The organism is Microbulbifer maximicatervae (SeqCode) (assembly GCF_056232625.1).
This window is the reverse complement of record NZ_CP174324.1, coordinates 2,450,740-2,463,790: the sequence shown is the minus strand read 5'-3', so window position 1 is coordinate 2,463,790 and position 13,051 is coordinate 2,450,740. Positions and strand designations below refer to the sequence as shown.

The 13,051-nt window shown below is 44.6% G+C and carries 8 protein-coding genes; 7 read left to right on the top strand and 1 reads right to left on the bottom strand.

What is annotated here, in order from left to right; genetic code table 11:
* The first annotated feature begins 189 nt into the window (after nt 1-189).
* The 7 genes from ACJJI6_RS10685 to ACJJI6_RS10655 all read left to right on the top strand — a co-directional run bounded on the left by ACJJI6_RS10685 (nt 190) and on the right by ACJJI6_RS10655 (nt 8,986).
* Nucleotides 190-1,278 (top strand): hypothetical protein, encoded by a 1,089-nt coding sequence (locus ACJJI6_RS10685; protein ID WP_475713362.1) that lies wholly within the window; start codon nt 190-192, stop codon nt 1,276-1,278.
* A gap of 110 nt (nt 1,279-1,388) precedes the next feature.
* The gene (locus ACJJI6_RS10680) at nt 1,389-2,414 is read left to right on the top strand and encodes a hypothetical protein (protein ID WP_413664842.1); all 1,026 of its coding nucleotides are present in this window, start codon (nt 1,389-1,391) and stop codon (nt 2,412-2,414) included.
* 106 nt (nt 2,415-2,520) lie between these two features.
* Nucleotides 2,521-3,612: a hypothetical protein gene (locus ACJJI6_RS10675; RefSeq protein ID WP_475713361.1), complete on the top strand. Its 1,092-nt coding sequence runs from the start codon at nt 2,521-2,523 to the stop codon at nt 3,610-3,612.
* A 108-nt stretch (nt 3,613-3,720) separates the two neighbouring features.
* On the top strand, nt 3,721-4,746 hold the full coding sequence (locus ACJJI6_RS10670) for a hypothetical protein (protein ID WP_475713360.1): 1,026 nt from the start codon (nt 3,721-3,723) through the stop codon (nt 4,744-4,746).
* Between the two features lie 33 nt (nt 4,747-4,779).
* A complete protein-coding gene (locus ACJJI6_RS10665) occupies nt 4,780-5,805 on the top strand; it encodes a hypothetical protein (RefSeq protein ID WP_475713359.1) in 1,026 nt (341 codons plus the stop codon).
* A 295-nt stretch (nt 5,806-6,100) separates the two neighbouring features.
* Nucleotides 6,101-6,913 (top strand): right-handed parallel beta-helix repeat-containing protein, encoded by an 813-nt coding sequence (locus tag ACJJI6_RS10660; protein ID WP_475713358.1) that lies wholly within the window; start codon nt 6,101-6,103, stop codon nt 6,911-6,913.
* 555 nt (nt 6,914-7,468) lie between these two features.
* Nucleotides 7,469-8,986 carry an MFS transporter gene (locus tag ACJJI6_RS10655; protein WP_475713357.1) on the top strand — a complete coding sequence of 506 codons (1,518 nt, stop codon included), beginning with the start codon at nt 7,469-7,471 and terminating at the stop codon, nt 8,984-8,986.
* A 463-nt stretch (nt 8,987-9,449) separates the two neighbouring features.
* Here the strand turns inward: ACJJI6_RS10655 and ACJJI6_RS10650 are convergent, their stop codons facing one another.
* Nucleotides 9,450-12,494 (bottom strand): thrombospondin type 3 repeat-containing protein, encoded by a 3,045-nt coding sequence (locus ACJJI6_RS10650; RefSeq protein ID WP_475713356.1) that lies wholly within the window; start codon nt 12,492-12,494, stop codon nt 9,450-9,452.
* Nucleotides 12,495-13,051 lie beyond the last annotated feature (557 nt).

Genomic DNA, 13,051 nt, shown 5'->3' with positions numbered 1-13,051 from the left:
TGTTGTTTGTATGCGAAGTAGTATGAGTTTGACTTATGAAGCTAGTCATTCAACTGTCACCGCCCGCCCCTAAGTGGCCCATGCTATGCGCCACGACCTCAATATTTGTTCTACTCAATGATGCTGCGCTCTTGAAAAAATCGTCGTAAAAGCTTTCGAGCTGGACCTGTCATCTTTAAGGAGTATTGGATGAGCATGTACAGACCTGTTGCAGCAACTGTTTTACTTTCAATAATTGGAACTTCCGCTTTTGCCGCAGATCACACCTATGATGTCCTTCAGGTAGGGTCGGGTAACACCGCTAACTCAGACCAAAGTGACCCTTCTGCTATTGGTGATACAGTAATCCAAGTTCAGGTGGGCGATGATAATGAGGTATATGCCACCCAGAACCTATTTACTTCCTTCAGTTTGATTCAGCAATCACAGGTGGGTGATAGTAACTATATTGAGGCAACTCAGGTCGGCTCTGTATTATCAAGCATTTTGGTGGAGCAAATTGGGGATAATAACTCAGCGACACCTGCGCAGGAGTTTGCCGAGTTAAGCACTATTTTGATAGTGCAGATTGGGGATAATCATGAAGCCTCATTTACTCAAACAAATACACTGAATGAATTTATTGGTATTGTTCAGGTGGGAGATACCAACGTTCTGAGTGTATCGCAGACAGGTTCGGCAGCAAACTCTATCTCTATGCATCAAGAAGGTAGTGCGCAGAGTGCGGCAGTGACACAAACTGCAAGCGTAGGGAATAGTATTACCACTGAGCAATATGGAAGTTCTAATACGTTAAATATAAGTCATATTCTTGCCTTTGATTCTACTGCAATTGTGGTTCAGGATGGTACAGGCAATAGCGCAAATACTCTGCAGCAATCTATCGGGCACTATAGTGAAATTCGCCAGGAAGGCGAAGGCCTGGAAGCCTGGCACTCTCAGTCCGGTGTCTACAACGAGGCATACTCTCAGCAATTTGGTGAATCAAATAGTGTAGACATTACTCAAAGTGGAGAATTTAGTGTTGTTTCTACGGAACAGCATGGCAGTACCAATACTGCTGAAATCGATCAGGCAGGTGCCTTTAATAGTGTAGATATTATGCAACTAGGGGGATCAGGAAACTCTGTAATGGTCACTCAGCTGGCTAGCTTTAATGCCAGCTCCACTTCCCAGCTAGGAAACTCAAATCAGATCACTCTTATACAAGCCAACGCTAATAATAGTGTGTCTACTACTCAAGTAGGAGACGGTAATGTGGGTATGTTAACTCAGTAAATTATAGGTTCGAGTGCTGAAGTGATAAGGGGCATATCTGTCACATTCTTTGGCTCTGTAAAAAATTAGGGGCGGCAAGCCTAATTGCCTGCTGCTTTAAGGAGTTAGTGATGAATTCGTTTAAGCCTATTTCGGTGGGTATTTTAGCTGCGATGGTTAGCGCTTTTTCAGTGGCTGCTGATAACACTTATGAGCTTATCCAAATTGGTAATGGTAATACCGCGTCAGCGGATCAGAGTGAGATAACGGTAGTTGGCAGTACCGTCATTCAGGTACAAATTGGCAATTCTAATAATGCTCAGGTAACACAGGAAGGCTTGACTATATCTAGTACAGTTATCCAGCGACAAGTTGGTACCGCCAATATGTCAGATGTGCTGCAGGAAGGTGCGATATCTACGACCTCTACAGTTGCTCAATATGGAGAAAGTAATACTGGTAATTCCCAGCAGTTTGATACGGAGGGAGATGTAAGTGATATTTTCCAGGCGGGTTCCAGTAATACCATGTTCGTTGAACAAGCGAGTAGTTTTAATAATTCCATAAGTATTAACCAGGTAGGGGTTAATAATAATGGGTTTGGCTCTCAGGCGGATGCATCTGGTAATGTGGGAGTGATGGTTCAGACGGGTGAAAACCTCAGCTTTTTTATGAGTCAGAACGCTGGTGCGATGAATACTGCAACAGGTTTTCAGGCTGGTAACTTACTCTCAATGTCTCTTAGCCAGAATTTTGCCTCAGCATCTAATTCTGTAGGGATTCAAGCAGGTGGGAATAATAATATTGCGATTTCGAGTCAGGTAGGTTTAGGACATGATAGTTTTATTTTTCAAAATGGAACCAACCTTGGAGCCGAAACTGAGCAAACGGGGCTATTTAGTACAGCGTATACGGAGCAGTTTGGTGGAATAAACACGGCTATAACGATACAGACCGTTGGGTTTAACACTGCAGAAACACTCCAGTTTAGTGGTTTACTTAATGAATCTTTGATATTGCAGTTTGGCGGATTTAATACAGCGGCTGCTGTTCAAACAGGAGCCAGCAATTCTACAAGGCTTAGCCAAACAACAGCCGGAAACCTTGCAGGTTCTGCCCAGTATGGTGATAACAATACGGTATTGGGACTTCAGTAACTTGTTGATTTAAGTTCATTAGGAGGTCCAGTCTCCCTTATTATATGGGGAGGCTGTCTAAAACTCACAATATGAGACGATTTTTTTCCTCCCAAAGGGTTTAGTGATGACTAAATTTGAGCCTCTCTCGGTAGGTGTGTTACTTGTGATAGTCAGTATATCCTCTGTAGCTGCCGATAACACCTATGACCTCATTCAAGTGGGGTCAGGAAATACAGCAATGGGTGAGCAAAGCGATCCCAGTGTTACCAATAGTCTAATTAGCCAAACGCAAATAGGGAATAACAATAATACTACTGGAGAGCAGCAATCAGTTACCGAATCTAGCGAAATAGTTGTAGTTCAGTTGGGTCAAGGTAATACTGCAGAAGTTGAGCAAAGCGCTTCTGTTTTAACCAGTGTCACAGTTACACAGATTGGTTCGAGTAATATTTCAAGTATTTCACAAGATGGGGTCTTACTATCTATCATTGATTCCGTACAGCTAGGAGACGGTAATGTCAACGGTCTTGTTCAAGATAGCACTTTAGGAAGTATTATAAATATCGTGAGCATTGGTGATGGTAATACTGCTAATGTGATACAAAATTCCAGTGTGGATATTTCTGCCAGCGGAATAACTTTAGGTGATTCAAGTAATATAACAATTACCCAGGAATCTGGTCAGGTCAGTTCGGCAAGTGGATTTCAGTTTGGGTCAATGAATACTCTATCACTTACCCAGAACGGTGGGGCTGGTAATAATGAGGTTACAGTGCAAACGGGAAATGCACTAAATGCTCAGGCATTTCAGGTTTCTGCTTATGGTTCTCGTTCATTCATCTATCAAAATAATAATAATAATTCTTTTGAAAGTCGTCAGGAAAATGTGGGTAACGTTAGTATTGGATTCCAAAATGGAACCAGCTTAGAAGGGATTCAGAATCAGATAGGTAACTTTAGTAGGGGGTTTATCCAGCAATTTGGTGGACTGAACTTTGCTGAGCTTGCTCAGGGCGGTGATTTTAGCACTTCAGATATCTTGCAGTTTAGCGGGATTCTCAATAATGCAGTTGTTGTGCAGCTGGATGCATTTAATACTGCCGGTGCGACACAGACCGGTGATACAAACTCTACACGTCTCAGTCAGGCTACAGTAGGAAATTTTGCTACCTCTGCACAGTTTGGTGATGGTAATACTGTGCTGGGACTTCAGTAATCTTGCGGAGCTTTTATAGCTGGATCAAGGATGAGCAGTTTGCTGGATTGGCGCTACAAATTTGATGTCGAAAATTGTGCTTGGTTAATCCTCTTAAAGGAGTGTTAGATGAATAAGTACAAACCCATTGGTGTAGGTTTTATATTGATGTTGGCTGGAGTGGTAGCTGCAGCCACTGATAATACCTACGAACTTATTCAAATCGGTGATGATAATATGGCTTCGACTGATCATAGTGATGCAGTCGTAGTGGACAGTACGATAATTCAAGTGCAAATTGGTAATAATAATGACGGAGAGGTGATCCGGAGCGGACTAGTAGTGTCAAGTAGTATCGTTCAAGTCGAAATTGGAGATTCAAACTCAGCAGCTTCTCTTCAAGGGAATACTATTTTTACATCTTCGACAATTAATTTGATTGGGGATAATAATTTTGGCTCTTCGTTGCAGTTTGAGTCTATAGGTAGCTCAAGCTCAATTGTACAAGTGGGTTCTTCTAACCGAGTAATGGTGGATCACCAAAACAGTATTGATGATTCTTCTAGTGTAACTCAGATAGGGGTTAATAATAATGGTTCTACTGCGCAAAGAGATGGTGCTGGCAATCAGGGGGTTATGATTCAAGTAGGGGGGAATCTCTCTTACCTTATTAATCAATTTATGGGGTCAGCGAATACTGCAACAGGTTTCCAGGCGGGCAACTTGCTGGAATTGGTTATCGAGCAAAATTCGGCTTCACTATCTAATGCTGTCATTATACAGGCGGGAGGAAATAACAACTTTGCTCAATCTACCCAAGGGGATTTAGGGCATGATAGCTTTATACTACAGAATGGAACCAGTCTTGAGACTGTACATGAACAGGTTGGTGCTTTTAATACTGCATATACAGAGCAATTTGGTGGAATAAATACCGCTGAAACTGTGCAAGGTGTAGGGTTTAACTCTGCTGAAACACTTCAGTTTAGTGGCTTGCTAAATGAATCGTTAATCGTACAGTTGGAGGTATTTAATACAGCGGCTGCCGTACAAACCGGGGTTGGTAATTCTACTCGGCTTAGTCAAACTACGGTTGGGAACTTAGCTGCTTCCGCCCAGTATGGTGACAATAATACAGTTTTGGGGCTTCAGTAATTGATATTATCAGACGAAAGGGAGTATTCGGTAATGAAGTACGGTTCTCTAATGGCCTGCATTCTATTTTCGATTTCCAGTGCAGTAGGGATAGCTGCTGACAATACCTACCAGCTCATTCAAATCGGGCAAGGTAATATGGCAGAAGCTGATCAGAGTGATCCTGGCGTGAATGGAAGTACTATCATTCAACTACAAGTTGGTGCCAATAATGAGGCTACGGCAACTCAGATTTTTTTGACAGAATCTAGCACTATTGTACAGAGGCAGATTGGTAGTAATCTATCTGCCTCTGCACAGCAGAGGGGGGTCACAACTAACTCAACCTCTGTTCAGTATCAGTTTGGCACGATGAGCACGGTTAATTCACTTCAAGCTAATTCTGAAAATAACTCTGCTTTTGTCTTGCAGAGTGGAATAGGACTTGATGTATCCATCTTACAGACCAATGCCGGTGATAATTCGGCTGTTGTTCGGCAGTTTGGTAATAATAGTAGTTCTGGAATTTTTCAGGATAATAATAGCTTTGGAAATATAGCGGTTCTTTTTCAAGCGGGTGACAATGGAGGATTTAACATATCACAAACTACCGCGAGTGACAGCTATGCTTCTGGCGTCCAGGTGGGAAATGCTGTTAGAGTGGAAATTGAGCAGAAGTTTGTCGTCGGCTCCAGTTCTTTTGTAATTCAGCGTGGTAATAATAACTTCGTAACAGTTACTCAAGAAATTCTAGGAAATGATAGTTATATCCTGCAAAGTGGTACTAGCCTTCAGGCGACTCATGATCAGGTGGGTGAATTCAATACTGCAATTACCGAACAGCGCGGCGGTATCAATGTTGCTGCGACAGGGCAAACGAGTCAGTTTAATTTTGCTGAAACCTTCCAGTTAAATGGCTTGCTTAATCAGTCCGTAATTAACCAGACTCAGGGGTTTAATACTGCAGCGGTTGTACAGGATGGTGATTCCAACCAAGTGGGGATAACGCAGGGAACAGTAAGTAATATAGCTACTGCCACTCAATTTGGAAATAGTAATACTGTGCAAGGGCTTCAGTAAGTTGGCTTTTAGCGGCCAATTCTATATCAGGTTAGACAACGGACGCGCCGATAATTTCCCTAGAGTTATTTAGTGACGCATCACTTGATAGGATTGTTTGAATAACTCGGCTGGTTCGGGCTTTTCCAATTGCACATTAAAAATAAAAAGGTTCTAGTAAGGTGAGAAGACTTTTAATGCGTCATTAAAAACGCATAAGCATAGATTTCGGAGGCATTTAAAGTTTTGCTTTAATTGTTGCTATACTTCTTCGTATATCAAAACTCTTTAGCAAACATTTATTCTCGAGAAAATGATGAATCTGAAGGTATGTGCATCATTGGCATTATTAACAATCTTTATATCAAAGCCAATTTTCTCTCTGGCAGATGTTCAGTGTGGAGATACGATAACGACTGCAGAAGTTCTCAGTCAGGATATTTCCTGTGATCTTGATACACAGGTCACAATAGAAGGGCCTTCCGGAAGCCTGGACATGAACGGTTATGTACTTACTTGTGAAGATAGTGATAGCGCAGGGGTCTCTCTTGAAGGTTTAGGAGCAGTATTAGTAGGAGGTACCATAGGCACTTGTGGAATTTCTGTCTTTTTAGAAGGCGATGGATTTCATTCAGTTCAAGGTTTGATTTCTGATAGTCCAGGGGTGGGTTTTATAGTGGAGAGTGACAACAATTCTATTAATGGCTCAATGTTTCTTTCAGGTGGCCCTGGCAGCATTGGTTTTCAACTCAATGGGGACTTCAGTCGTATTTCAGGGAACTCTCTAAGTGGTAATAGTGATGCTATAGCAGGGATTGTCATTGCGGGTAGTTTCAGTCAGGTTATTCAGAATACCATTGATGAATCTATTTTTGGAATTATTATAGAGCCTCCAACTGTTAATGGATTGGTGGTGCAGAATGTGATATCGAATTCTTCAGATAGCGGTATCATGATGGATTTTGATATAGTGGATCCACCCTCAATGAACTACATTATTTCTGGAAATCAGGTGACTGGTAGTAATGGTGAAGGTGATTTGGTAGATGAGACTCCTGATGCTTGCCTCTCCAGTAATACTTGGTTTGGTAACATATTCGATACAGCTAGCCCAAGTTGCTTGGAATAATTGAATTCTTGTTATTGGTGGGAGAATAGCGTGTTGCTTGCTCAATAAGTATGCCATCCAAAGCTATATAGCTCTGATTAGAACCTCTTTTGTCTTAGCGCCATGGCTAATATCAGGAGAAGACAAAATGAGACTGTCATTGATATGGGGACGAATTTCACTGAAGGTATTTCCATGTATCCTTGTGAAACTGTAAATTGCGGAAGTGAAGGCAAAAGAAAAGTTGAGCAGTGCGGATGCCATATCGTGCCCACCTTTAATTTTAGTAAAGTTTCAAAACCCTTAATGTTGGTAGTTTGTCGTAGTTAACTAATTACCTGAATAATAGTATGCCCACTATATAATTAGTTGTAGTAGTTCAGACTTCAAGGGCTGAAAATAGTAGCTGCCTTATGGTATGTCTTTACCTACAAAAGCATCACCGGCCGCCTTAGTCTAATGTAGTAATAGACTATGCTTTCGAATCTTTCTTAATACTGATATTTCGATCACTTAGTTGTCATCACTTTATGCTAGTGTTCGCCATAATTCACTGGGGTATTTAAAGAAGTAGTTATGGAGAAAAATGAGCCCGATGGCACTCCAAATCTGTCATTGACTGAAAATCTCCGATTCAGCGAACACCATTCGGCTGACTATTACATTGACGAAACTCCCGTTTGGTGTGATGGAACCTCGATTCCGCAGAATATTTTTACGCCAATGCAGTGGCGAATTTGGTGGCTTGCGACAGCTGGTAAATTTTTCGAGGGAATGATCGTCTTCATGACTGGGGTATCCCACATTTTAATTGCTAAAGAATTTGGTTTGACCGCCTTTAGTATGGGCTTTGTGACATCGGCGACATTGTTTGGAATTCTGGTTGGAGCGATAACCCTAGGAGGGCTCAGCGATCATTATGGCCGGCGGAAAATGTTCATCGCTGAGATGATCATGTTTATCTTTTTCCTGGTGATATTGACCTTCGCAGATTCTTATCTCGTGATTGTTATTTCATTATTTGGTCTTGGATTGGCGCTTGGATGTGATTATCCCACAGCTCACATGATGATCTCTGAAAGCATGGCATCGAGGATGCGGGGCAGGCTAGTTCTCGGAGCCTTTAGTTTTCAGGCTGTTGGAATTTTGGTCGGTACAGGTCTCGCATTTTTGGTCCTCTCTTGGTATCCCTCCCTGGAAGCTTGGCGGTATATGTATGCTGCGGCGATTGTTCCAGCGATTTTGATCACGATTGGTCGTTTCTATATTCCAGAGAGTGCGATGTGGCTTCTGGCTAAAGGTCGCATGCCTGAGGCGGAGAAATCTATCAGCCAACTGTTGAAAAGAGATCCGCCATACCCGTCCAGATTCTTATTAAAGAATGTTGCCACAGCGGAGACGAATGAGAAAAAGATAGGTGGACTATCGAGTATTAAACATTTGCTTCAGGATAAGAATTCTCGAAAAGCAATCAAACTCTCTTCTATTCCCTGGTTTTTGCAGGATTTGGGAACCTATGGCGTTGGTATCTTCACGCCAGTAATTTTAGCGAATGTGTTGGGATATGCGTCACCCCATGCACGCTCCATTTCGGAACTAATCCATAACAAAGTCGAGGCGGCGAAAGGAGCAGCATTAATCGATGTAATGCTGGTAGTTGGCGTTATTCTAGCAATTATATTTGTGGATAGGGTGGGGCGTATCCGATTGCAAGTTCTTGGCTTCCTTGGTTGTGCACTCGGCCTTCTTATTGCCGCCTATGGAGAATCTTTAAATACTAGCCAGCAGTTACCATTCATTTTCGGGGGGGTTATGTTGTTCAACTTGATGAATAATCTGGGGCCAAATTCTCAGACTTATCTAATCGCTGGGGAGGTATTCCCGACCCGCTATCGTGGTGCTGGTGCGGGATTGGCCGCATCCGTCTCAAAGTTCGGGGGTGTCGCTATCGCATTTTTTTTCCCAATTTTACTTAGCGATATTGGCGCAAGTATGTTGCTTAGTGCACTAGCGGTGACTTCCTTGATTGGCGCAATGATAACCTGGAAGTACCGGATAGAAATGACGGGGAAGTCACTCGATGACGTTGGCTAATCATCGAAAAAGCCATGGAGTTCCTCGTCAAGTACTTCACCTCCGAATGTACAGATACATCTGCATGTTATTGATAATGGCAAGCCCATATTTTTTCTAAAGTTTAATTGCAGCTGGAATGGTTTCTGAGAGACGTTCGAGTAACTATAAGTTTAATTGTCAATTATGCCTAAAAAATAGGCCGGCCAATATATAGTTAACTTGCTGGTCAGTAACTATAAGATGCGCCGCTGTCAATTTGATCAGTCCTATCTTGATTGTTTTAAAAAGTATTATTTTTTAGGGTTTTTGATTTTGTAATTTTTGGTGTGTGGGCAATAGGTGAGGGGTAAATAAGTTCTTTGGTTTGCGTTCTTTATTGTTTTAAAGGTTGGAATTAGTTTGCTTTATGTGCTTTATTCCTTTCAATTTAATTGTATATAAAAAGCCCCGGCGCACCGGGGCTTTTTATTTCTTCTTTTAGTTATGGCTGGCTCACAGGTTTTGAGCAGGCCAGGTAAACATCCAGTTGGTTGTTTATAAAGCTCAAGCCGCTCAAAGATAGCCTGACCTGATCAAAATCACTATTAGTGGTGACTAATAGCAGGCGATGATTGCGTGCACCGTTGACTTTGAATGGAGCTAGACGACGTCCGCTAGTGGACTCCCCAGTAGCTACTCCATCCAGGTAGGTGCTGATTGTGATGGTGTTGAGGTAGATGATATCCAGCAGCGGTGTGGTGTGCTCTACCAGGAAACCGACCACATGGCGTCCCTCTTTAACCGAGTGGTGGTTGATTTGAATATGGGTAGAGCCGCCTGCACCGCTTACAACTTCCATTCTGGCTGCATCAGATAGGACGCCGTTAAACACCCTTTCTACTGCAGTAATAGAACATCCATCACAGGGCTGTTCAATTCCGTAAGTCAGGTCTGCATCTACACCGTTAACAATCTCCAAGTCTTCAAACGCTGCACAGGACAGGCCTGATTCGAGGTCGCAGGCGTCGCCGATACCATCGTTATCGGAGTCCTCCTGGTTGGGATTGGGAGTCTGGGGACAGTTATCGAGATCGTTTTCTACCTCGTCCCCATCCAGGTCTGCATCGCAAACATCTCCCACTCCATCACCATCAGTATCGGTTTGGTTTGGATTTGGAATCGCGGGGCAGTTGTCGACGGTATCATCAAGACCGTCATCGTCGCGGTCGTTATCGCAGACGTCTCCGGCACCGTCGTTATCGCCGTCCTCTTGCCCTGGATTCGGAATCATTGGGCAGTTGTCGACGTCATCATTAACGCCGTCACCATCCAAGTCTTCGTCACAGGCATCCCCAATACCGTCACCGTCAGTATCGGTTTGGTCGTTTGGCGTTAGTGGACAGTTGTCATCGGTGTTGTCTATGCCATCGCCATCGGCATCGCTATCACACTCATCGCCGACACCGTCGCCATCCGTGTCCGTTTGATTCGGATTGGGAATGGCTGGGCAATTGTCTTCACCGTCATCGTGGCCATCATTGTCGGTGTCACTATCGTCATCACAAGCGTCGCCGATGCCGTCACCGTCCTGATCGGCTTGATCATCATTTGGGATAGCCGGGCAGTTGTCGGAAGTGTCCGGGACTGTGTCACCATCCCGGTCGCTGTCACAGACATCACCAACGCCATCCTGATCGATATCCGACTGATCGCTGTTGGCAGTATCCGGGCAGTTATCGTAGGCGTTATCTACGCCGTCGTTATCGTTGTCGCCATCGCAGGCATCGCCGATTCCGTCGTTGTCACTGTCTTCCTGTAGTGTATTGCTGACATAGGGGCAGTTATCGTCGTCATTGAAGATACCGTCGCCATCGAGGTCTGGATCGCAGGCGTCACCGACTGAATCCCCGTCGGTATCTGTTTGATCACTATTGGATGCCGTGGGGCAGTTATCGGCTATGTCATCGACGCCGTCGTTGTCGTCGTCGCTATCACAGATATCGCCGCTGCCATCCCCGTCAGTATCGAGTTGGTCTGAGTTGGGTATCGATGGGCAATTGTCGGTATCGTTATCGGTGCCGTCTCCATCGAGGTCGCTATCGCAGGCATCCCCGACACCATCTCCATCCTGATCAGTTTGATCGGTGTTGGGGATGAGTACACAGTTGTCGACGCTGTCAGGTACCTGATCGCCGTCGACATCGGTGTTGTCATCGCAGGCATCTCCGTAACCATCACCATCTGTATCTGTTTGATCTGCGTTGGGTACCAGAGGGCAGTTGTCATTTTCATTTTCAACGCCGTCATCATCGCGATCGCTGTCGCAGGCATCGCCGGTGCCGTCGCTGTCGGTATCGGTTTGATCATCGTTGGCAACGGCCGGACAGTTGTCATTACTATCGTCTATACCATCGCCGTCATCGTCGCTGTCACAGCTATCGCCTTGCCCGTCACTATCAATATCGCTTTGGTCTGAATTGGCGGTAGCAGGGCAGTTGTCATCGTCGTTATCAATGCCATCACCATCCTGGTCGCTATCACAGGCATCGCCGACACCGTCTTCGTCGATATCACTTTGGTCGGTATTGCTATGGCTGGGGCAGTTGTCGACCTCATCATCGACAGAGTCATTGTCGTCGTCGCTGTCACAGGCGTCGCCAATGCCATCTCCGTCGTTATCGTCTTGGCTCGGGTTGTGGGTGGATGGGCAGTTGTCATCTTCGTTATCGATGCCGTCACTGTCCGCATCGTCATCACAGGCATCACCTATACCATCACCATCCTGGTCGGTTTGTGAGGAGTTGGCTGCGGTTGGGCAGTTGTCGTCTTGATCGTCTACGCCATCACCGTCGTCATCGCTGTCACAGGCATCGCCAATGCCGTCGCCGTCAAGGTCGGCTTGGTCCGGGTTGGATACCGCTGGGCAGTTATCCTGGCCGTCGTCGTGGCCGTCATTGTCAGTATCGCTATCTTCGTCACAGGCGTCGCCGATACCGTCATTGTCCTGATCCGACTGGTCTGGGTTGGCTACATCTGGACAGTTATCCAGGCTGTCGGTGTAGCTGTCCCCGTCGCGGTCGTTGTCGCACACATCCCCGACGCCGTCGCCATCGATATCTCCCTGTTCGCTATTTGAATCAGCAGGGCAGTTGTCAGAATCGTTGGGGACGTTGTCACCATCCAGGTCGCTGTCACAGGCATTGCCTATGCCGTCGCTATCACTGTCGGCTTGGTCCGAATTGGGGGTTTGTGGGCAGTTGTCTGAAGTGTCTGGGTGGGAGTCGCCATCGTCATCAGTATCACAGGCATCACCGCTGCCGTCGCCATCTAAATCATCCTGGTCTGAATTGCTAACAGCCGGACAATTGTCATTATCATCATCGATACCGTCACCATCTGAGTCTGTGACACCAGGGGGTGGGAGCAAGTCATCGGCGGCATCGCCCCGGCCTCCATCAGAACCGCAGGCACTTAAAAGCACCAATGAAAATAGGATCGCAATAAGCGAAGGTAGACGCATGGTCATAATCTCCCGAACAAAATCCATTTTTGTTATCTGTCGGACAAGCGCAGTAGACCTATAAAAAATACGCCTGCAATAAATCATTTATGCTGGCGCACTTGGACTCCGGCTTATTTTTAGATAGATGTCATTATTTTGGTTGTGCGTATTTCTAATACTAAAGTTATGGCGCACAACCGTTTATGAGTGTGGTAACTATGCGTTCTTTCTCACTAAAAGTGTGATGAATGGCGAAATTTTGGCGGGATAATTTATGGGTGATAAAGCATGTAATTAGTAAAGGAAAATTCACGCCATTAAAAATATCGGAATAGATAATTTGACAGTTTGTTTTGCTATTGGTCTTGAGTATTTACTGAGTGGAAGATGATTCTGAGCCTGATTAAACCGCTGTAAGGATCGGGAGTTATACCGCCACTATTAATTGGGCAAGTGGTCAAATAGCTGAGGGCGATAAGGGAAGTTTATCTTGTGGTAAGTCTGATGCAGACCAGAGAAAACAGGAAGTTATTCCCCGTGTTCATGCAATTTTCTAATTGATCATAACATTTGCAGTTATGCATTTAAGTCGAGATATATCT